This is a genomic window from Micromonospora sp. CCTCC AA 2012012, assembly GCF_040499845.1.
Taxonomy (GTDB): domain Bacteria; phylum Actinomycetota; class Actinomycetes; order Mycobacteriales; family Micromonosporaceae; genus Micromonospora; species Micromonospora mangrovi.
Map to the genome: position 1 here is coordinate 893,045 of NZ_CP159342.1, position 21,429 is coordinate 914,473.

Here is a 21,429-nt window from a genome sequence, read left to right on the forward strand (position 1 = left end):
GTCGGATGGTGAGGATCGTGATCGTCGGGGTGGCGTGGTCCCGGTCGATTAACTGCGCGGGTGTCCAGGGCGGCCCGTCGGCGGGGAGGGCGGTGGCGGCGGCGCAGGTAAGGTCCAGCGCCTGGTGGCATCGGTACGCCCACTCGATGGCTGCCACGTCGTCTCGTCCGGTGCTCGTGTCGTTGACGGCGGTGCGGAGTGCCGCGCTGATGGTGTCGTGGTGGTAGGTCTGCGTGCGGTGGTGGCGGTAGGCGTGGGCCAGGACGGTGAGGAGCGCGGCCCGGCCAGCGAGGTCGTCGTGGCCGCTGATCAATTGTGTGAGGGCGGCGAGGAACAGGGGTGCGTCGCGTTCTGGGATGAGGCGGGGCCACTGGTCTTCCAGCCTGCACCAGAAGCGGTCGGCGGCCGGCCGGAGTTCTTCCGGGCTGGTGTGCCACGGCGGGACGAGGTTCGACGGGGGCAGCTCGCCGGCGTGATGGGCTAGGTTCACCGCCTGTCCTGCCGTTCGGTGCCTGGTGCTTTACCGGTACGCGGGGGAGAGACCGGTGAGGTGCGGTGGTGGCGCGAGGTGGGGCGCCACTGTTGCTGGGAGTTGGTGTTCGCCGTCCCTGGGTGTGCGGCGGTCGGGGGTGGGGGAGTGTGCTGTGCCGGGTTGGGGTGCCTGAGTGGTGTGGGCGGTGCGTCGACGGCCGTGCGGTGTGCCGGTCGTGGTCTCGTGTGGTGAGGGCCGAGGTGCATGGCGGTCAGGACGGGGCCGTCGGGTAGCGGCAGGTCGACGTGTCGGGTGTAGCCGTGGTGGGTGAACAGGCGTTTGCTGTCGGCGGTGGTGACGGTCCAGCCGGGAAGGTTGAGCCGGTCGAGGCGGTGGCGGTGATGTTCCAGCATCGCGGTGGCCAGACCGGTGCGGTGCCGGGTGGGGGCGGTGGCGAGGAACGCGAGGTGGTAGTGGGGTTCGACGGGCACGTTGTCGTCGATGAACCGGTCGACGAGCAGGAACCGTTCCCGGTAGGGGCCGCTGGCCGCGATGAGTCGGGGCTGGTAGTTCGCCGGTGGTGGTAGGGGGCGGAAGCGGTGTAGGCCGACGGCTGCGGCGGTCAGGTCGTCGGTGACGCGGGTGTCGCCGTAGAAGAGGGAGTGCTCCACCCAGAGCTCGAGGACGTCTGCGAGAACCCGTTGCCGGTGCGCCTTGTGGGGGACCAGCCAGTGGCCGAGGGCGGTGGTGGCGAGGGCGTCGGCGATGAGGGTGGCGATGGGACGTCGGTCGGCCCAGCGGGCAGGCCGGATACGGGGCAGGTCGCCCATGTCAGGTTCCTTGGAATGTCAGGTTGGGGTTAGCGGTAGGTGGCGGTGGCGAGGTCACCGATGGCGGCGTCGACGGCCGTGGTGATGGCCTGCACCGTGGGGTGGTGTCGGGCGGCGACCGCGCGGAGGCGGGCGGCGAGGGTGGCGGTGTCGGCGTCGAGGTACAGGTGTGGGGTGAGGCCGAGGACGGCGACGAGCCCGGCGAGGGCCGCGGTGTGGTTGGTGGGTGGTTCGCGGCCGGCGGCGAGGTAGCAGAGGCGGGCGCGGGGGACGACCGCCCATCGGGTGTGGGTGATGAGCCAAGTGTCGATGCGGAAAAGCCCGCCGAGGCGGCGGTGGTGGTGCTGCCGCAGGATTCCGGCGGTGACGAGTCCGGCGCGGGTGCGTTCATACAGGTCGTCGGTGAATCCGCGCAGCCAGGTCTTCAGCGGTGGCGCGCCGAGTGTGTGGCGCAGTGTGGTGAGGGCGGCGTCGGCGATCAAATCGCCGACGGGTTGGTGGGTGTGGAGGTAGAGGCGCTGCTCAGGTGCGGGCAGGTCGGTGTCGGTGGGATCGAGGCGGACTCTGCCGGTGAGGAACAGGTCGATGAGGGTTGCGCCGGCCAGGCCGGCGGCGAGGGCTTGTCGGTGGAGGTGGGGGCGGCCGGTGTCGTCGTCGTGGCCGATGAGGAACAGTTCGTCGCGCAGCGGCAGGACGGGGAGGCGGGTGTTCACCACAGGGGTCTCCCTCATTCCAGCCCGGTGGCGGTGCGGCGTAGCCGTGTGTGCACGCCGGTGTAGGGGAGCGCGGCTGCCGGGAGGTGGGTTTTGTTGACGGCGGCGACGATGGTGTAGTTCGGGTCGCACACGTTCCCGACGGGTGCCCGCCCGGCCTGGGAGATCAGCTGGTAGGCGTCCAAGAGGTCGAGGCCGGTCAGGTGGCTGGTCCAGCCGACGAGGTCGTGGTGCGCGATGCGGTACGCGTCCTCCAGGGGCCGGGCGGCGCCGACCGACATGATCGTGTGATCGGTTTCCAACCGCGGCCACGGCGTGTTGACGCCCTTGATGAGCTCGACGATGAGGGTGGTGGTGGTCGCGATTTCCACGCCCGCGCCGCAGGCCTCACCGTCGCCTTGGCGGGCGTGCCCGTCACCGAGGGCGAGCATCGCGCCGTGCAGGTTCACCGGCAGGTAGACGGTGGTACCGGCCCGCATCTGTGGGCAGTCGAGGTTCCCGCCATGCGTGTCGGGCACGATCGTGGAGCGGGCTTCGAACCCGGCGGGGGCGACGCCGATCGTGCCGATCATCGGCTCCAACGGCAGGTCCACCGTGTGGTCGCTGGCGGTGGCGTGGAACCGCACCAGGCGGGCCTGCCGGTCGACCTCGTACATCCACACCCGCTCGTCGAGGGCCGGTTGGAGGGTGGCGGTGTGTGCGGTGGAGGTGAGGGCACCGAAGTGCGGGAACGTCGTCGAGACACCCCAGTCCCGCGTCGGCTCGACCGACACGAGGTGCACGGCGAGGGTGTCGCCGGGCTCGGCGTCCTCGACGAAGAACGGCCCGGACACCGGGTTCAGATACGGCATCCGACACACCCGCGACGGCAGATCCGCGGGTCCGCGGACCAGACCCCCGAAACAGTCCTCCGTGACGACCTCCAGAACGTCACCGGAGCGGATGTGCGCGACGGGCATCCGACCGCCGAAGGTGTAGGCGAACTCGTCCCGGACCGGCCGGTACACGATCTTGTCCACGGTGCTCACACCCGCTCCACGTCACGCCGCTGCGGCTCGGCGGGCGCTAGACCGGACAGCACCGGCCGGCGACCCGACAGGTAGAGGCCGGCGAGGACCAGCACACCCACCGCCAGCCACCCCATGCCGAGCCGCTGCGCCGCGATGTTCGCGTGCACCACCACGAAGGCGAGGACCACGAACCCCACCGTCGGCATCACCAGATGCGCCCACCAGTTCCGGCTACGCCGGCGAATCAGGTGATGCACCACGACGGACACGTGCAGCACCAGGAACGCCACCATCGCCCCGAAATTGATCAACGACGACAGCAGGGTGATCCCATCCGCCCGGCTCGCCATGTACAGGCCGAGCAGCAGCGACACCCCACCGGTCAACAACGTCGCGTTGATCGGCACGCTGCGCCGCACCGACACCCGCGCCAAGAAGCCGGGCAGCTGCCGGTCCCGAGCCATCGCATACAACAGACGCGACGTGGCCACCTGCGCCACCATGCTGTTCGGCAACCCCCACGCAATCGCCGTCGCCACTGCGCACAGCGTCGCCAGCCACCCGCCACCGGCCACCTGGGCGGCGTCGTAGAACGCGGTGCCGGCCGGATCCCCGTCCGTCAGCAACGATGCCGGGTTCGGCACTAGCATCGCCGCCAGCCATGTCTGCACGATGAACAACACCCCCGCCAGCACCAGCACGGCGGCCATGGCGCGGCCGATCTGCCGGGCACCGTCCCGGGTCTCCTCCGCCAGCATGCTGATCCCGTCGAAGCCCAGGAACGACAGCACCGCGATTGACACCGCCCCCGCCACCAGGGACCAGGTGAACGTGCCCGGGTTGTAGAACGCCTCCCAACCGAACCGGCCCTTCCCCGTGGCCAGGGCCCAGCCGCCGACGGCGAGGAACACCGCCAGGACGAGCAGCTCACCGACCAGCATCACCCGGGTCACGACCGCCGTCATACGGATCCCGACCGAGTTGACGACCGTGTTGACCACGACGAACCCGACCAGCCACCCCCACACCGGCACCCCGGGCACCGTCGCGTGCATCGCCACCGACGCCACCAGATACAGCAAGCCCGGCACGAGGACGTAGTCGAGGAGGATTACCCAGCCGGCGAGGAAACCGACCGGTGGGCTGATGCCCCGACCGGCGTAGTTGTAGACGCTGCCTGACATGGGAAACGCCTTCACCATCTGCGCGTAGGAGAACGCCGTGAACACCAAGGCGACCACACCGATCGCGTAGGCGAGGGCCACCATGCCACCGGAGCCGGCGTACACGCTGCCGAAGATCGCCATCGGCGCGATCGGCACCATGTACACCAGCCCATAAGCCATGAGGTCCCGGAACCGCAGTTGGCGGGCCAGCTCCTGTCGGTAGCCGTAACGCTCCAGTTCATGCTGATCCAGCATTCGGGCCCTCTCACACTTGATCATGAGTCGTCTGTACTCGCCCCGTCGGAAACGCCGCCTGTCCCGGCTTGGCCGGGACGGATTCGGGCTGGGGGATGGCACCCGCCATCGGCGACGAAAGCTAATTAAGGCGAAGGCGGTTGATGTCGGTAAGCCTTGCGGTCCACATCTGACAATCCGCCGACAAGATGCCACTTCGTCGGCGGCTGTATCGCAGAGCGAGCCGTTGAGCACCGGATCCAGCAGCACAAAGATCGCGGCTGGCGATCGTAAAAGGCTCAGCTGGGTCGATCGATGTCGGAGCTTTGTCGGAGGTCGACGCGGCAGGTTATCGACATGCACAGGCCCAACCGCTAATGGGGACATCACCGTGAGCGCCGACGGCGCGACAACAGCGGTGACGGGCGATCCGGCCGCCGGCTGGTGTCGCCCGCCTGTGCCCAACGCTCCCGTAGGAGGGATGTGCCATGGCCCCACGAACCATGCCCGAACCGGCCGCGGTCGGTCGCCGAGCCGCCGAGATCCTCGACCTGATCACGCAGCACCCGTCGTCCGAGCGGCTCCGCAGCTCGTCGATGAAGTACTCCAGTTGCTGGGCGACGTTCACCGGGTACCCGGCGATCAGCCGGTGGTCCCTGGACCGGGACTCAGGTCCGTTGCTGACCGAGGCGATGCGTGTCCTGGCGCTGAAGGCCGCGGTGTTCGAGTTCTCCGGCGGTGACGAGGAAGCCGCGGAGCTGCTGGTGCCGGCGCCGGTCGACGAGATGATCCACGCCGTGCTGGCCCAGTTCACCCTGATGTCCCGGATGCAGCGCGACCTCAGGGTCACGTTCCCGCACGCCACGGAGTTGGAGGAGTTCACCTACACCCGCGGCTGCGTGACCGACGAGTATTACGCCGCCGCCGGCTGGGGGCCGCAGCCGCTGCGGTACTGGCTGGACTCCGCCGAGGTGACCCGCCGCCTGAACCAGCTCAACGCCCACTACCAGGCCGCGGGCCTGGGACGCGACGGACGCAGCCACAACTTCGACTTCGACATGCCGGAACCGGCGACCGCGCCGGTCAGGGTCAGCGGTTAGTCAGCTCCACCGACAGCACCCGCCGCATGGCCGCCACCACCTGCTTAGGGTCGAACCTCTCCGCAGCGATGCGCTCAGCGCGGGCGACGGCACCGAAGATCTGCTCCGACGGGGCGTCGCGCAGCACAGCGACGAGCCAGCCTTCCAGATCCACCAGGTCGGCAGGCAGCACCAGAGAGGCAGGCGTCGGCGCCGGTCGTGACGCCTGGGCGGGAACAGGCTCGCCGCGCGAGGCGTAGCGGCCCGGTGGCAGTCCGACCCGGTACGGGTGCACACACACCGCGACACCTTCGACGGTGACTCGCCATCCGATGTCCGGGCTGTAGGCGAACTCGGGTCCGGGCCGGTCGACTACGTCGAACTGGCCCGGCCCGAGCTGCTGGGCGGGACACACCACGCACGTCTGCTTACACCACTGCGGTAGCGGCCCGGACATGGCGCTGATGCTACGGCAAATAGGAGGTATCAGGCTATGACCGTCTTATCCCCTCCCAGGCCGGCCATCGTCGACCGCGCCGTGCGCGACGCCCAGCGATGGTGCGCCGGCCACACGATCGACGACCACCCCGCGCTGGCTCACGCGGTCCGAGTCGCGGTGACCATCGGCGAGTATGTGCCGAACCCCTCGCCGGAGCTGATAGCGGCAGCGCTGCTGCACGACGTCCCGGACTTCGTGCCGCGCACACCGGACATCTACCAAGTCCTCGCCGACGCCTACGGCCCGCAGGTACCACGGATCATCGCCGCCCTACACGCCGAGCACCAAGCCCTCGACATGCCGAACCCGCCCATCCGTGTGAGCGACCCGCCGGTGCTGCTCGCCTCGACCGCCGACAAGATCGTCGCGCTGAGATCGCTGCTGAGGCGGGCACATGCCAGCGGCAACGTCACCAACTTCCTGAGGGCGCGCCCGGCGCTGCTCACGCTGCTGCCGCACTTCCGGGCCTTTCAGCAGGCGGCCCACCCTCGGGTGCCCGCGGGGATGTCAGCACGCCTCGACACCGCGCTGACGCTGCTCGAGCGAGCCGCCGCCAGCATCCCGACGGTGAGCGAGTGATGATCACTATCGGTGCCGCGCTGGCGGACCAACTACGCCTCGACCTGCTCACCGCCGCCGTCCATCAACAGACCGCCGCGCAGGTCATCCAGGAGTGGGAACTGTCGACGGTGCAGCGGCTGTACCTCAGCGACGGCAGCAGCGTGATCTGCAAGCTCGCCACATCGCCGTTCACCAGTGAAGCTGCCGTGCTGCGATCCCTTAACGAATACGGCGCCGCCGTGCCCCACCTGCACGGCTATACGCTGCGGCCGCATGCGCTGGGCATGCTGATGGACGACCTCGGCACCCCCATCCGACTACCCACCATCGCCGAGGCCGCAGCCGCAGCCCGCGCGGCACACACCATCCCTCCAATGCCCACCCTGCCCGTGTTCGACCAGCAGACGCTGGCGCGCCTTCCTGAGCAGGCGCTCACCGCACTGGACGCGCTACACCGCCAAAGGCGCTTCCTCAACACCGGCACTATCGAGGAACTACTGCGGCGGCTGGCAGCCGTAGCGGACAGGCGCGTCGATGGCGCCGAACGAGAACCCTTCGGGCTGTGCCACGGCGAGTTCCACCGTAGCTCGCTGCACGTCAGCAGCACCGGATGCCGCCTTGTCGACTGGGCGAAAGCTTTTACCGGACCTGGGCTGCTCGACCTCGCCACCTGGTTCGGCACCCGCAACGCCGCAGACCCCGACCAACTCACCCGCCTGATCCACGCCTACGTCGCGGCCGGCGGCAGTCCCGACGCACACTCGCAACGCGGCGGCCTACCGGCAGCCCAGTGGGCCCTGGGGTGGCACCGCGTATGGGCAGCCTGGTGGTTCCTGACCACAGCCGCCGCAGGCCACCACCAGCCCCACACAGACAGCCACCACACCCGTGTCGTACACCGTCAACTGCAGGGTGCCGCAGAACTGCTTGCGTCGGCACCGCGCGCCACAGCAGCGCGGGCTAACGGGACGGAGCATCCGAGAATCGCCGACCCCGCGGGTTGGACTCCGAGAAGGGGATGTCGGAGCTCTGTCGGAACAATGTTGGAAGAAGCCGCGGAGTAGCCGACGCATCACAGGCCTGCACTACAGTGCTCCCACGCCCACCGAGCCTCGCGCGCAAGCGTTCGTACCCATTGGGAGCTGCTATGCCGAGCTTTCCACCGCAGGACGTAGCCAACGAATGGGTCGCCCTGGGGCAGATGCTTGCCCGCAGCCGTAAGGCCGCCGGCTACACGCAAGAGACGTTCGCGCCTCGGGTGAGCTATGGAAGAAGCACGATCGCGAACGTGGAGACCGGCCGGCAGCGCGCCGGGCGTGACTTCTGGACCCGAAGCGACGACCTGCTGGGGACCGGCGGCAGACTGTCCCGAGAATACGACCGTATCCGGCTCGCTAGCACCCAGCATCTGCCCAGCGGCATGGCTGCCGCTCAGGCGTTCCAGGTCGTTGCGGAGCCGTTCTCCTCCACCGCAGTGGAGACGTTCGCCCGCGCGCCCGGGACGGACTACCTGGTGGGCGAGTGGAACAGTTTCTCTAAACTAACCAGTATGCTGGCCGAGCAGCGCCAGGCCGTGTCGCCCGACGCGCTACTGGGTCTGATCGAGGCCCACCGTGATTGCCTGTCAACGCTATACCGCAAAGCCGGTCGTGCACCCATCCGTGCTGATATCGGAACGATGCTCGCTGAAGCCTCGATCGTCGCCAGCCGGCTGTGGAGCGCGCAGGGCAACCGTGCCCTCGCGCTCGCTCACTGTGCCTACGCTCGCCAGCTCGGCGACATGCTGGGCAGCCGCAGGATCAGTGCGACGGCACGCATTTTCGAGAGCAACCTCCACTCGGAAGCCGCCACACTGATCGACGCAGATGGTGACATTATGATCGGCCTGCGGCTACTCGATGAGGCCGCCCGGGCGTCCACTGATCTCAGTGCCGCCGCACGAGCTCGAGTAGCTGCCGAGCAGGCCCAAGCCTATGCTGCTCTGCGACTTCCACGCGAGGCAACGGCGGCCCTGAAGCGGGCAGAAGAAGCGGTCAACGACTTGTCACCCGTTGACTGTGTGGGCCTCTACAGCGACTGGAGCAGCGCCCGCCTTGACGTCTATGCGGGCACATGCCATCTTCTTCTCGGTCAGCCCCGCCAGGCTGTGACCGTGCTCGAAAATGCAGTACGGATGCTGGAACGCGATCACGCCAACGTCAACGTCGCCCTGGCAGCAGCCGTAGACCTTGCCAGCGCCTACGCCGAGGCTGGTGAACTTGAGCAATCCTGCACGCTGCTTGGCGACACCTACGATCAGCTGAGAGCAGGTGGAAACCACCGAGGCATCGCTCGAGCTCAACGAGCCCGTCAGCGGCTGGTCCGGTGGCGCCACGAGTCAGTTGTGCTCGAACTTCAGGAGAAGATGGCCGCCTGACGGGTGGCTGGCTACCCGCCAGAGCTCAACAGCGAGCTGACGGCGGCCACCACCGTCGTGGGGTCGAGACTGTCGAGCACCAGATCAGGTCCGTAGGACGCCAAGTCTTGGCGTCCAATCCGGTGAGCGACGACAGCGACACGAAAGTCGGCATGACGTGCGCAAGCGATATCGTTGGGCGCATCCCCGATGACGATCACTCGCGCGGAATCGAGCGGATCGCCGTAGATCGCGGAGTAGCGCTGAGCTACAACTGCCGGAAGCTCAAAGCGATCTTGAGCGTCCGACCCGAACGCGCCAATCCGAAGATCAAGAAACTCATCCAAGCCCGCCACCTTTAGCTTCACCTCGGCGGCCACACGCAGGTTGCCAGTCAGCACGGTTTGGATGAAACCACGGTCGTGTAGCTCGGCGATGCTCGCTACAGCACCTGGATACGGCGGCTGGACTTCAGCGAACTCCTGCCGGCCCTCTTGCATGACCGCAGCAATGGCCTGCCGGAAGGCGGATAGGCCCGCCTCCGCAGCTGACGGGTCCACGCCCGAAGCAATCGCCGCGTCGACGGCGATCGACTCGTCCGTATACCCATGCACCTTCTTGTCAGGGAAAACGACCTCGGACTGCGAGATACCGTACGCACGAGCGATCGCGCGCGTCAGCCAACGCAAGTCCGCTGGGATAAGCGTCCCGTCCACGTCCCAGACGACCAAGCCGGCGCTGCTGTGGTTCATAGAAGCATCGTCGCACGGGCACAGGAACCCAACTCTGTCGAGCATGTCGCGTTTCGCGGCCGGACCGAGACGGCCCGACGGCGGACGGTCGCGCCAGCCATCGCTCTACCCAGTTGGGCGACGTGGCGGCCGAGCGCGCCATGATCTGGGCGGTGATCGGTCCGGCGACAGGATCCGGACGGCCACGGCGCGTGGGCCGGGTGCGGTTAGTGGCGAGCCGGTCCCGCGGCAGACGCAGGCTGTCTCGCTAGCCGGGGCCAGGATGTCGGCGTGCAGCTCAGCTGTCTAGGGACGCTGTCGGTCAGTCGTTCCCGGAGGTAGGGATAAGACGGGCCAGGACGCTGGGGCACGTGCTGCCTTCGGTTCGATCAATGTCTCGACTGGTTGAGTGGGCCTACTTAACGGACAGTTCCGACATTGATGCCGGAGACGGCGGCCGGTCCCATGATCGACAGCCTTTCGGGAAGCTGACGGATGCGCTGAACAGCGCCCAGCAGCGCCTAGCGGCACCCAACGACGTCCTGGTTCACACCGAAGAGGTCACTGGTTCGATCCCAGTATCGCCCACCATAGATCCATGCAGGTAGGAAGCCCGTCACCGGTTCGGTCGGTAACGGGCTTCCGCGCTGTTGCCCCTTAAATTGGGAGCAGATTGGGAGCAGGGCGTTCGGCTCTGGTGTCCGATCGCCATGGGGTCGCCCGGCAGCGGCCTCGGGTTACCGGTCCGACCGGGCTGGCCGGCTAATGGAGGACTTGGAGCTACGGGTACCAGGTCTCACGTGACGAGGGAGCCTCCCGCTATCGTTCACCTGCCTGACTTGATGGTCGTTGGTCTGGTGTGCCGCCCACTCACCGGTCCACGTCGCCAAGTCGTGTACCCAGCTTTCGGTGCTCTGCCGGGACTTGGCCGACCACTTCGATGCGTTCTATCGCATCAGGACCCGGTGACGCCGTCTTGATAACCGGTCATCCGGTCCAGGAGCTCGTCTGTGAGACGCTCGAACGTCTCGACTTCCCGCCGAGGCCGCCGCAGTGGCATTCCACGGGTGTGCAGGAATCTCTGCAGCGGCACCTCCGGGCCTTCGGAGCGCCACCGGCTTAGCAGGTCGCCCGCGTTCGCGCCGTCCTCGACGGCACGCTCCACCAAACCAAGATCGTCCACGGTGATGACGCCCAGCGGCGTGGCGCGACTGGTTTGCAGCGTCCCGGACGCTGCCAAGATCTCCTGGACCCTGCGGTGCACCGCAGGGTTCCAGGGCAGGCCATCTTCCGGGATAACGATCAGCGGCACGAATCGGGTGCCTGGTAGCAGGTTCCGTGAGGTCAGTTGCGGCAGCTGCGCGGTGAGATGTCGGATGGTAGAGGCGATTTGGGAAGCCTTGTGGTGGGCCAGAACGGCGTTGACCTCGCGGTCCAGCTCTGTGGGATCAGCCAACCCTCCGGCGACGGGCTGGGACAGGCGCCGGTTGGTCGCATCCAGGCAGAGCCACATGTGGCCGCAGTCCACGACCCAGTCACACACTTTCGGCTTACGGCTCGGGGTACCCCAGGCACTCCACATGTCGTGCTCGGTGTAGAGGCGCCCGAGCCTGCCGGTGGCGGGGAAGATGCGCCGTAGGACGTCACCGACGCTGTGCTCGAACTGCGTGTTCAGGGCCGACCGGAAGGCTTCTTCACGGCCGCCCTTAACGGTCAGGTTCGTGCCGCCGTCGAGGGTGCGCAGGTGGTCCCGTACGTCGAATTCGGGAACTTGCCCGAAGGCGCGCTCGAGCACGTAGCCAAGGCGGATGACCTGCACCGAGCCGTTCGGAAGCCGGACGATCGGCCGACGGCGCAGCTCGTTGAAGTCCCACGGATGCTGGATGGCGTCGTGTCCTGCGGCGTACTCCCGCAGGTCGTCCAACGCCACCGAGGTGGCGCTGAGGAAGCGGTCGACGGCCGCCGGCGCGATACCGATCCGACGGAAGAACTCGGGCGGGAAGGTGAGGTATCGGTGCTGCTGAGCCTGCACCCACAAATGAAGGGCCACGCCGAGGAAGTCGTCGAGGCTGCACCTGGTCGCCTGGGCAAACAGCTCGGCCGGCTGTCCACCGGCACGAGCCTGAAGCTGCGGTTTCACCGACCGCGCCCAACCGCTGCGCCACACGGCATGTGTCCGCGCGATCAGCGGCAACGGATAGGCGGTGATGTTGAAGTAGCTGTTCGCCATCAGCTCGGCGGCCAGGGATGCTTTGAGTCCACCCCACCGGGGTTCGCCCGCGTCGCGGAACTGCCCCAGCTCGTCGGCGATGCTCCACACCGCCTGTAGGACGAGGTCAAGGCCTACTAGGTCGTCGCGTGCGTTGCCGGTCGGGCAGAAACGCAGCGCTTCCTTCAGAGCGACGAGGAGCAGCTGCGGCGGCAGCAGCCGACGACCGGAGCGGATCGCGGCCCGGGCGCGAGCGCCTGCGGGTTCTGGAAGGGAGGACGCCCAGCCCGCCTCGACCGCCTCGGTCGGCGGGTCACCCAAATCCAGGTCGCGGAGCATGCCGCTGAGCAGGCCCATGGCGTGAACGACCGGGATCCGTTTCCACAGCTGTTCTCTCGATGCGCGGCCGATGACCTCAGAGAAGATATCTTTCCCGGTGCAGTAGGGGCGACCCATGCTCCTCCAGGAGTTCCCGACGGCTGCACCGCTTCCCGGGATCCATAAATCGCCCATGACGACACGCTAGGTCGAGACCTCTGGCGGCGGCAAACGTGATTGGGGAGCTGGACGTATACCGTCGCCCCTACTGCTGCGGCGACCGCCCCTGTCGGGCAGCCTCTGGACCTTGTCCGTGCCGCCTCCTATGTGGCCGGTCAGCTGTGATGCCCTCACATAGGTAATGCGGGTGGCCCGGCTTGCGCCGCTCCCATGATCGGCGGAGACAGGGTCACCATCATCAACAGTCCGCCCATCCAGCGGGAGGGTCAGTGAGCATCGCCCCGTCCGGTGAGCTACCCCCAGCCGGTCTTCCCCAAGGTCGTGGGACCGAATTCGCCGCGCGACGACGACGTCGAGTCGGCCGGCTGACGCCGGGGGCCGCTTCTGAGTCTCCGGAATCCCGGCCCTCCCCCGGTCATGCCTGCATAACTGATCTTCTTGAGGCGCGGAGGTGTTCACGCCAGTGGTGGTCAGTCACGACGGCTGCTGGCCCTGATGGGCCCGCTCGCGGCGTAGCAGGATGCGGGAGAGCCAGGGCAGCTCAGGTAGGTGAACGGTGACGCGTTGGTGGGACCAGGGGCGGCGGAGCGCGAAGAGGCTGCAGAGGGCGACGCCGGCGGTGGTGGTGCGGGCAGGGCCGGTGGTGGTGGCCCAGACCATCGCTGTGGTGGCGGCGCCGAATAGGATCCGGTCGAGGCAGGCGGCCACGGCCTGCCAGAAGTGGCGAGAAGGAACAGGGCGACGCCAGCGGCGCACAAGTCCACCACCAGGAAATGAGGAAGGCCCACCCGCGACGGGAGGGAGACCCTCCCTGATCGGCTGATCGTCTACGGCCTCCTCGTACCGGTGTAAAGCCCAACGGCAATGCTGGCCAGAACTGGCCCCGCAGGATCGCCAGGCTGCTCGTGCCGACAACCAGTTGAACAGCGTTGCCGTCGATTCCGAGCTGGAAACACGCTGGCTCCTGGAGCGACCTGCGTCCCGAACTTCGCCGCCGAGCCGCCCTTAACGCCCAGTCGCAGGCACGCCCTGCCCGAGTACACGGGCGCGCGAGACCAAGGCCTCGACCTGATGCGCGGCTGGCTCACCTACGTCGGATGGGGATGATCGACAGGAGCGCGGTGAGTGCGCGGCGGGCGTCGGCGCGACGCTCCTTGTCGGAGTGGAGCGTGGCTACCAGGGTGGTTAGCGCCAGGAGTGCGGCGTAGAGGGCCACGGCGGAGCCAACGAGGTACGCCAGGACGGGCGCCGCCACGATGAGGTCCTGCAGCGATGAGGGCATGGTGAAATCTCCCTATTTCAGGGGTTCTCCCAGCTATCGCTACGGTCGAAGAGCTTACCGTACGATGTCTGCCTCGGCGCGCGACCGCGGTAGCCAACGTGCCCGAAGGTCAAGAGCTTGACGCTCTGAGCGTGACGAGGAAGGCCGCGGGAACGACCCCGGCCTTGGGCGTGCACTCCGGGTCAGGCCTGCTGTTTGGCCTTTTCCGCCAGGAACGTCTGCACCCATGTCGGCCAGTGGAAGGCGTACCCGTCAACGGACTCCACCCACCGGGCGCCAGCGATCGGCTGACCCGAGCTCGAAACTCGCTCCACCACCTCGGCTGGCAGCGGGTCGGTGTCGATGTGCTGGATGAACAGGTCACGGTCACCCTCGGGCAGGCTCTGCCACCAGGCATTGAGGTCGGTCATGCATTCCACGGTATCCGGCACGGCGTGCCGGACCCGGACAACACCATCGGGCGCCGTGCCTCTACGGCGGTGCTCGGGCCCAGTGCCGGGCGTCGACTCGCTGCCATCCGCTGGCGCCTCACTGTTTCGGTTCGTCGCCAAGCCTCTGTCACTGAGTGGATAAGCTGCCTTATCCGTCGAGTGGTGTGACCATCTCAGCGGATAACGTGGTTTCGCCTTAGCTGAAAGTCCGGGCGAAACTCAGCGGATAAGAGGGGCGGTGGACCACAGTGGCCCGGACCGCGACCGCGAAGATCATTCCGCTACGCCCCGCCGACCCGACCGCAGCGGTCGAGTCCGCTCTCGCGGCGCTGCACCGGCACCTCGACCGGTGCGCCCTGGCAGCCAACCCCGCCAAGGCATACCGGGCCCGCGCCCGCGCGTACGCCGCCTGGCTAGCCCAGCACGTCGGCGAGCACCCGGTCGCCTTCGTCGACCAAGTCGGCGCCGAGTCCGCCGTCCCCGCCTGGCGCCGGCACCTCATCGCCACCAAGGCCAGCCCGTCCACCGTCAACAAGGCCCTCGCCGCCGTCGACCTCCTCTACGCGGTCGGCGCCGGCTTGCGGCTGAAGATCAAGCGCGCCCGAGTGCCCCGCCCCGGCGAGCCCGAGGCGCTCACACCGAAGGAGCAAGGCGCGGTGGAACGTGCCGACGACCGCCGCGTCAACCGCGACGCCGCGATCATCGCCGTGCTGCTCTGCACCGGCGCGCGGGCGGAGGAGTGCGCCCGCCTCGATGTTGACGACCTCGCCCTCACCGCCCGTACCGGCACCATCCGCCTACACGGCAAGGGCGACGAAGTACGTCAGGTCCCAGTGCCGGCCCCGGCCCGCGATCGGCTCACTGCCTGGATCCGCCACCGCGGCGGCAAGCCGGGACCGCTGTGGACCGGGCAGCGCGGCTGGCTCACCACCTCCGGCATCACTCAAGTCGTCCTGACCGTCGGTTCCGACGCCAACCTTCCCGGTCTGCGTCCGCACCGCCCTCGTCACACTTACGCCACCCCACTCCGCCAAGGCGGAGCCGACCCGCCCAGGTGCAAGCCCTGCTCGGCCACGCCTCTCTCGACACCACCGCCCGCTACTTCCGTGCCGGCGCTGCAGAGCAGGCGGCCGTGGTGGAACGAATCTTCGACTGGGCACCGGTAACCGGTGCAGAGTCGGTTGGATCCCAGAAATAGGGTGGCCGGCAGGAACACTGCGGCCTTCGGGTCGCTCCCTTTGACGAGCAAGGACACCCCCACTGATGGCAGTGACCCAGCAGGAGATCGAAAACCGGCTGTGGGACGCCGCCGACGAGCTGCGCGTGGCGATGCCGGAAGCGCAATACTCCTCGGTCGTCTTCCCGCTGATGTTCTGGAAGTACCTCTCGGACACCTGGGAGCACCACCACCAGGAGTTCCTGACCGACAATGAGGGCCTCCTGGACGGCCTCTCCGCCGAGGAGGCCCACGAGATTGAATACCGCGACTATCAGTCGTTCGAGATCCCGTGCATCCACCCTGGCACAGTCCAGCAGCGTCGCGCCTCCTGGTCATCCATCCTCGCCACCATCACCCAGCCCGGCCTCGGCCAGCGTGTCCGCGCCTCCCTGCAAGCCATCGAGACGGCCAACCCTGACAAGTTCTCCCGCCTGTTCGGGTCCATGACTTGGACCTCCGAGGAGGTGCTGTCGGGAGAGGTGCTGGCGGCGGTCATGCAAGCGATGGACCGCACCCCGAAGATGCACGAGGGCAATATGTCCCACGACGTGCTCGGTGGGGCGTACGAGTACCTGCTGAAGCGGTTCTCCGACGGGTCCGGCACCCGCGCCGGCCAGTTCTTCACCCCGCGCGAGGTCGTCGAGCTGATCGTCGAGGTCCTCGCCCCCAAGAACCGCGAGTCGGTGTACGACCCGACCTGCGGGTCGGGCGGCATGCTCATCGCCTCCGCGAACCTCCTGAAGGCCCACGGCGGGCGTGGCTACACGCTCCGCCTGTACGGGCAGGAGGCCGTAGCGGACACCGCGGGTGTGGCACGCATGAACCTCTTCATGCACAACCTCACCCAGTTCCAGATCGAGGTCGGCGACACCCTGAAGGACCCACGCTTCAAGAAGCCGGACGGGTCCCTCGCACAGTTCGATGTGATCGTCGCCAACCCGCCCTACAGCCTGAAATGGAAGCCCTGGACCAAGGACCCGCGCGCCATCGGCGGTGTCGCCCCCCAGTCGTCGGCGGACTGGGCCTTCGTGCAGCACATGATCGCGTCGATGGACCCGAGGAAGGGACGCGCTGGCGTCGTCTTACCCCACGGCGTCCTCTTTCGCGGCGGCCAGGAAGCAGTCATCCGCCAGCGCGTGCTGGATGATGACCTGCTCGAAGCGGTCATCGGCCTGCCTGCCAACCTCTTCTACAGCACCCCTATTCCCACGGCGATCCTGGTGTTCCGTGCGCTCGGCACCAAGACCCCGGAGCGGCAGGACGGCGTGCTGTTCATCGACGCCTCCAAGCGATTCGCCAAGATCAAGAACCGCAACGTCCTCACCGCGACCGACATCGCGGACACAGTGACTGCTTACCGCTCGGACTTCGACGCCGACGGCAGCCCAGTAGACCCCGACGGTGATGGCGGCCTGGCAGCGCGCTTCGTGCCCACCGCGGAGATCGTGGCGAACGGGTACGACCTCAATATCGGGCGGTACATCAAGCAGGCCGCCGCTGAGAGCGAAGACCTTGGCACCCTCATCGACGCCTACAACCTCGCCCGCGCCGAGCGGCAGAAGACCGAGGATCACATGCTCGCCGTGCTCGCCGACGCCGGAATCGAGGGCTTCGATGAGTGACCCGACGAGCAATGAATATGCCCCCCGGGTCCAGATGGCTTGGCTTCGGGCGCCTCTGGCACGGTTCCTCACGTTGAATGTGGAATCCGTGGACGTGGATCCGGGACAGATGTACCCATCCGTGGGGGTACTGAACAGGGGGCGGGGGTTGCTCTACCGCGATCCTGTCGCAGGGAGCTCGACTTCCTACAAGCAGCTTAACCGGATCCGCCCAGGCGTGCTCGTCTACAGTCGGCTCAAGGCGTTCGAGGGGGCGATTACCGTCACACCCAACGACCTGCCGGAATCGTTCGCTTCACAGGAGTTCCCCACCTTTACCTTCGCATCCGAGGCGGACCCTCACTTCTTTCGCATCCTCACCACGACACAGGGCATGTGGGATGCCCTTCAGAGGGCATCCAAGGGGATGGGTGGCAGGCGTGAGCGGGTGAAGCCCGCTGACTTCCTCAACATTGTCATGGACATTCCTCCGCTGCCGGTGCAGGAACGGATCGTCGAAGTCATTGGCGTGATCGACGACCAGATCGCGGCACTCGACAAAGAGGCCGAGACGCTGGAACGCATGTCGATGGCCATTGCCGAAGACTTGCTCTCTAACGAACGAATCGTGGCGCTCGGAACGATGCTCGATGACATTCAAGGGGGCAGGAGTCCCCAGGCGAACACGAGGCCTCCGGGCGCTGACGAGGTTGGTGTGTTGAAGGTCAGCGCGGTCACGCCCTTCCGATTCCTGCCGGAAGAGTCCAAGGCCCTTCTACCTGGCACCTCCATGCCAAAGTCTGCGCTTGTTCAGCCCGGCGACGTACTCATCACGAGAGCGAACACACCTTTGCGAGTCGGGGCCGTCGCGCGTGTCCCTGATGATGTTCGGAACGGTCTCTACCTCGCCGACAAGACTCTACGACTCGTGCCGTCGCCAAAACTGGACCCCGATTTCCTCGTGGTGGCGATGGCGCTCAAGTCGGCGCGGACGCACCTCACCAGTTCGGCTACAGGCACCAGCGCCTCAATGTTCAACGTCAGCCAGGATCGCATTCGTGAGACGCCGATCCCGCTTCCTGAGCTAGACCGGCAGCAGGAGGTTTCCTCCGCCGTGCTGTCCGTTCGTGCGAACGCCGATGCGGCACGTGCTGAGGTCGCCAGTCTTCGTCGGGTTCGAGCCGGCCTACTGTCCGGGCTGCTGAACCGCACCATCAACATCGAGTCCGCCGAGCTTGGAGGTCTGATCCGTGGCGAAGGGCATTCGGGAGCGTGAGTTCCAGAACCTGGTGATCCAGTGGTCCCTGCCGATGGGCTGGCGTTTCACGGCGGGCAGGTCGCTGCCGCGTGAGACGACGCAGACGGTGGTCGCCGGCCAGCTGCGGGACGCCATTGTCCGGCTCAACCCAGAGCTGATCGACGGGTTCGACGTGGATGCAGTGGTCGAGGAGATCATCGCCACGGTCAACGCCGTGGAAGGCGGGCTGGTGCGGGCCAACGAGCAGGTTCTACACCTGCTGCGGGGGCATAAGGAGTTCCGGGACGCCAACGGCGTGTGGTACGCCTTGAAGATCATCGACGTCGAGCACCCGACCGCCAACACGCTGGTCGTCTCGGACGAGGTGACCATCACTGTTCCCGGTAAGACCTCCCGACGCTTCGACCTCGTGTATTGGGTCAACGGGCTGCCCTTGGTGGTGGTCGAGGTGAAGTCGCCGACCGCGAAGTCCGGGTGGGTCGATGCTGCCCGCGAGATCAACGACGTGTACGCCGCTGAGTACCCGTGGTTCTTCACCCCCAACGTCTTCGCCGTCGCCTCGGACGGGATGAAGCTGCGGTTCGGTGCCGCGGGCGCGCCCATGAACCTGTGGCAGCCGTTCCGGTCCACCGCTGACGACGAGAAGCTGTCCGCACAGGCCGACGTGCAGCGCTCGGTCGAGCTGCTGCTCAACCCTGCGACCGTCCTGGACATGCTCGCCAACTTCGCTCTGTTTGATACCTCCGGTGGTGGGGTGGACAAGAAGTACCTGCCCCGCTACCCGCAGATGGAAGCCGCCCACCTGATTCACGAGCGAGTCGTAGCCGGCGGCCAGAAGGGCCTGATCTGGCACCACCAGGGCAGCGGGAAGACTCTGCTGATGGTGTTCGCCGCCTCGCTGCTGCTGGCCGACACCCGTACCGAGTCGCCCACGATCATCCTGCTCTCGGACCGTACCCAGCTCGTCCGGCAGACCTCCGGGGTGTTCACCTCGGCGATGGGGCACGCCTACTTCCACCAGCCCGCCACCGGCCAGGAGTTGCGTTCCCTGCTGGCCGACGACGTGCGTGGCGTCATCTCCACGACCGTTCACAAGTTCGCCGACGTCGGCAAGGACCTGTCGACCCGGAACAACATCATCGTGCTGGTCGACGAGGCGCACCGCACCCAAGCCGTCAGCCGGGACCGGGGGAGACTGCCCGGCAGGCCGACCCTGGCCGAGCAGATGCGCGCGGCACTGCCTAATGCGAAGTTCTTCGGGATGACCGGCACCCCTCTCAGGAACCTCGCCACCGACACCTTCGCCCTCTTCGGCGAGGAGACCGACCCGGGCAGGGTGCTGCACCGGTACTCCGTGTCGAGGTCTCTGCGTGACGAGGCGACCGTCCCGGTCATGCTGGACCCGCACCCGGTCTCGTTCGAGATGAACGACCAGGAGTTGCAGGCCGAGTTCGACCAGTTCGCCGACGACTTCGACCTCGACGACCCCGACCGTGAGGCCCTGTCCCGCAAGTTCGGGCGCCTCACCTCGGTGTTCGCCAACCCCGACCGCATCCACACGGTCTGCCAGGACATCGTGGACCACTACCTGGCCGGCGCCTACCGCAACGGCCTTAAGGCCCAGGTTGTCGCCTACAACCGTGAACTGGCCGTGGCGTACACCGACAAGATCAACGAGCTGCTGGCTGGCTTCGAGGCCTCACAGGTGCTCGCCGAGGTCGGAAAACACGACCGGATCATCGCCGAGGTGAACATCTCCGTCTCGGACTCCAAGGACGAAGATCCCTCCCTGCGGCCGTACCGCCTTTCGGAGGCCGAGGAGGAGGAACAGAAGCGGCGGTTCCTCACCCCGGACGACCCGCTGTGCTTCCTGGTGGTGACCGCGAAGCTGATGACGGGGTTCGACGCCCCCAACGAGGGCGTCCTCTACCTGGACAAGCCGCTGAAAGCCCACACCCTGTTCCAGACGATCACCCGCCCGAACCGCACCTGGGTGTCCCCGACCGGGTTCGTGAAGACCTCCGGCGTGGTCGTGGACTACATCGGCCTGGCCGAAGAGGTGCAGCGGGCCGTCGTCGACCCCACCGCGGAGGGGACCGGCAAGGGTGGCGGCTTCCTCACCGATGTTTCCGAGCTGGTCGCCGAGTTCCGCACCACCTTCGCCCGCATTGAAGACCTCCTCGCGGACGTCGACGACCTGGACCTCACGGTCCACGGATACGAGTCCGTGCGGGCCATCAACGTCTTCCTGGACACCAACCACGGTGCTGCCGAGGTGTTCTCCAAGGACTACCGGCTCCTGGCCCGCCTGTACCCGCTCATCAACACCGACAAGCGGGTCGCCAAGTACCGGGACGGCTTCGGGCTGTTCGGGTCCGTGTACACGACCCTGTTTAAAAAGTCCTCCGACGAGGAGAGGAAGGAACGGCTGGCCGAGCTGGGACCGATGGTTCTGGAGATCATCAACGCCCACGTCCACTCCTTCTCCGTGGTCGCCTCCCAGGAGGAAGCCCTCGTCCTGGACGCCCAGGGCATCACCATCCTCAAAGAGCTGATGTCCCTCGTCCGCCCCAAGCCCGGCAAGGACGACGGCGACGACAAGAAACGCCCGTCTGCGGCGGAGATCCTGGACCACATCAAGGCCGCCCTCGACAAGGGCGTCGAACCAGGGTCCGCGAAGTACACCGCCCTCGCTGAGCGGATCAGGCTGCTGCGGGACCGGATCATCCAGAACGCCCAGGACGCCCTGGAGTTTCTGGCCGAAGCGCTCCGGATCGCCCGCGCCATCGTCAACGCCGAGAAACACCCCGACGAAGCCGTCGTCGTGCTGGACGACGACCGTGTAGGCGTGCTGTCGCGGATCATCCACGACCACGCGCCGTCCGGCCTCACAGTCACGGAGAGGAACCTGGCTGAGGAGATCGACCAGGTGGTCACCCGGACCCTCGCCCAATCATGGGACAACGCGGACGCTCGCAACCGAGGCGTCCGCCGCGCTACCGCTGCGGTCTTCCGCCGGTACATGTTGAAGCCGGTGGGGGAGCCGTATGACTCCACCGTCGCCTACATCGAGGCCCACTACCTTGTTGACTGACGAATGCAGGAAGTCCCGGCAACCTGTGGCGGTCGCGGGGACTCGTTGCACTGCTCGGGCGCCGGAGCATGGCCGCGGCAAAGTCGTGAAGGCGTCCGACTTGGGGGCTTTGGGGAAGAGGCGCCTGTGCTGTTGGCAGCAGGGCGG

19 protein-coding genes are annotated in these 21,429 nt (G+C 67.1%); 9 read left to right on the top strand and 10 right to left on the bottom strand.

The window, feature by feature from the left end; genetic code table 11:
• Positions 1-124 precede the first annotated feature (124 nt).
• Positions 125-484 carry a hypothetical protein gene (locus ABUL08_RS04130; RefSeq protein ID WP_350934664.1) on the top strand — a complete coding sequence of 120 codons (360 nt, stop codon included), beginning with the start codon at positions 125-127 and terminating at the stop codon, positions 482-484.
• 2 nt (positions 485-486) lie between these two features.
• Here ABUL08_RS04130 and ABUL08_RS04135 read toward each other — a convergent pair whose 3' ends face one another.
• The 4 genes from ABUL08_RS04135 to ABUL08_RS04150 form a co-directional block, all read right to left on the bottom strand.
• Entirely contained in the window at positions 487-1,302 is an 816-nt protein-coding gene (locus ABUL08_RS04135; RefSeq protein WP_350934665.1) for an N-acetyltransferase, read from the bottom strand.
• A 29-nt stretch (positions 1,303-1,331) separates the two neighbouring features.
• Positions 1,332-2,033, bottom strand: a complete 702-nt coding sequence (locus ABUL08_RS04140) for a GOLPH3/VPS74 family protein (protein ID WP_377521721.1) — start codon at positions 2,031-2,033, stop codon at positions 1,332-1,334.
• On the bottom strand, positions 2,030-2,974 hold the full coding sequence (locus ABUL08_RS04145) for an acetamidase/formamidase family protein (RefSeq protein ID WP_377521730.1): 945 nt from the start codon (positions 2,972-2,974) through the stop codon (positions 2,030-2,032). The genes ABUL08_RS04140 and ABUL08_RS04145 overlap by 4 nt, the downstream gene beginning before the upstream one ends.
• A gap of 65 nt (positions 2,975-3,039) precedes the next feature.
• A complete protein-coding gene (locus ABUL08_RS04150) occupies positions 3,040-4,446 on the bottom strand; it encodes an APC family permease (RefSeq protein ID WP_350934667.1) in 1,407 nt (468 codons plus the stop codon).
• Between the two features lie 467 nt (positions 4,447-4,913).
• Here ABUL08_RS04150 and ABUL08_RS04155 point away from each other — a divergent pair, with 467 nt between their 5' ends.
• Positions 4,914-5,525, top strand: coding sequence for a hypothetical protein (locus ABUL08_RS04155; RefSeq protein WP_350934668.1), 612 nt, complete (start codon positions 4,914-4,916; stop codon positions 5,523-5,525).
• Here the strand turns inward: ABUL08_RS04155 and ABUL08_RS04160 are convergent.
• A complete protein-coding gene (locus ABUL08_RS04160) occupies positions 5,515-5,961 on the bottom strand; it encodes a hypothetical protein (RefSeq protein WP_350934669.1) in 447 nt (148 codons plus the stop codon). The genes ABUL08_RS04155 and ABUL08_RS04160 overlap by 11 nt on opposite strands.
• Positions 5,962-6,042: 81 nt before the next feature.
• Here ABUL08_RS04160 and ABUL08_RS04165 point away from each other — a divergent pair, with 81 nt between their 5' ends.
• From ABUL08_RS04165 to ABUL08_RS04175, 3 genes are all read left to right on the top strand, one after another.
• The gene (locus ABUL08_RS04165; protein ID WP_350934671.1) at positions 6,043-6,582 is read left to right on the top strand and encodes an HD domain-containing protein; all 540 of its coding nucleotides are present in this window, start codon (positions 6,043-6,045) and stop codon (positions 6,580-6,582) included.
• A complete protein-coding gene (locus tag ABUL08_RS04170) occupies positions 6,582-7,628 on the top strand; it encodes a phosphotransferase family protein (RefSeq protein ID WP_350934673.1) in 1,047 nt (348 codons plus the stop codon). Before ABUL08_RS04165 ends, ABUL08_RS04170 begins: the two co-directional genes overlap by 1 nt.
• Positions 7,629-7,711: 83 nt before the next feature.
• Positions 7,712-8,980, top strand: a complete 1,269-nt coding sequence (locus ABUL08_RS04175; RefSeq protein WP_350934675.1) for a helix-turn-helix domain-containing protein — start codon at positions 7,712-7,714, stop codon at positions 8,978-8,980.
• A gap of 11 nt (positions 8,981-8,991) precedes the next feature.
• Here ABUL08_RS04175 and ABUL08_RS04180 read toward each other — a convergent pair whose 3' ends face one another.
• The 5 genes from ABUL08_RS04180 to ABUL08_RS04200 all read right to left on the bottom strand — a co-directional run bounded on the left by ABUL08_RS04180 (position 8,992) and on the right by ABUL08_RS04200 (position 14,089).
• Positions 8,992-9,711: an HAD family hydrolase gene (locus ABUL08_RS04180; protein WP_350934677.1), complete on the bottom strand. Its 720-nt coding sequence runs from the start codon at positions 9,709-9,711 to the stop codon at positions 8,992-8,994.
• 934 nt (positions 9,712-10,645) lie between these two features.
• The gene (locus tag ABUL08_RS04185) at positions 10,646-12,355 is read right to left on the bottom strand and encodes a hypothetical protein (RefSeq protein WP_350934678.1); all 1,710 of its coding nucleotides are present in this window, start codon (positions 12,353-12,355) and stop codon (positions 10,646-10,648) included.
• 516 nt (positions 12,356-12,871) lie between these two features.
• Entirely contained in the window at positions 12,872-13,057 is a 186-nt protein-coding gene (locus tag ABUL08_RS04190) for a hypothetical protein (RefSeq protein ID WP_350934681.1), read from the bottom strand.
• Between the two features lie 424 nt (positions 13,058-13,481).
• Positions 13,482-13,679 carry a hypothetical protein gene (locus ABUL08_RS04195; protein WP_350934683.1) on the bottom strand — a complete coding sequence of 66 codons (198 nt, stop codon included), beginning with the start codon at positions 13,677-13,679 and terminating at the stop codon, positions 13,482-13,484.
• Positions 13,680-13,861: 182 nt separating this feature from the next.
• Complete coding sequence (locus tag ABUL08_RS04200; protein ID WP_350934685.1) at positions 13,862-14,089, bottom strand: hypothetical protein; 228 nt, start codon at positions 14,087-14,089, stop codon at positions 13,862-13,864.
• Between the two features lie 269 nt (positions 14,090-14,358).
• On the opposite strand from ABUL08_RS04200, the gene ABUL08_RS04205 reads away from it, so the two are divergent.
• The 4 genes from ABUL08_RS04205 to ABUL08_RS04220 all read left to right on the top strand — a co-directional run bounded on the left by ABUL08_RS04205 (position 14,359) and on the right by ABUL08_RS04220 (position 21,282).
• Complete coding sequence (locus ABUL08_RS04205) at positions 14,359-15,276, top strand: tyrosine-type recombinase/integrase (RefSeq protein WP_350934688.1); 918 nt, start codon at positions 14,359-14,361, stop codon at positions 15,274-15,276.
• Positions 15,277-15,373: 97 nt separating this feature from the next.
• Positions 15,374-16,951 carry a type I restriction-modification system subunit M gene (locus ABUL08_RS04210; protein WP_350934689.1) on the top strand — a complete coding sequence of 526 codons (1,578 nt, stop codon included), beginning with the start codon at positions 15,374-15,376 and terminating at the stop codon, positions 16,949-16,951.
• An 88-nt stretch (positions 16,952-17,039) separates the two neighbouring features.
• Positions 17,040-18,206 carry a restriction endonuclease subunit S domain-containing protein gene (locus tag ABUL08_RS04215; RefSeq protein WP_350934691.1) on the top strand — a complete coding sequence of 389 codons (1,167 nt, stop codon included), beginning with the start codon at positions 17,040-17,042 and terminating at the stop codon, positions 18,204-18,206.
• The gene (locus ABUL08_RS04220) at positions 18,181-21,282 is read left to right on the top strand and encodes a type I restriction endonuclease subunit R (protein ID WP_350934693.1); all 3,102 of its coding nucleotides are present in this window, start codon (positions 18,181-18,183) and stop codon (positions 21,280-21,282) included. The genes ABUL08_RS04215 and ABUL08_RS04220 overlap by 26 nt, the downstream gene beginning before the upstream one ends.
• Positions 21,283-21,429: the final 147 nt, after the last annotated feature.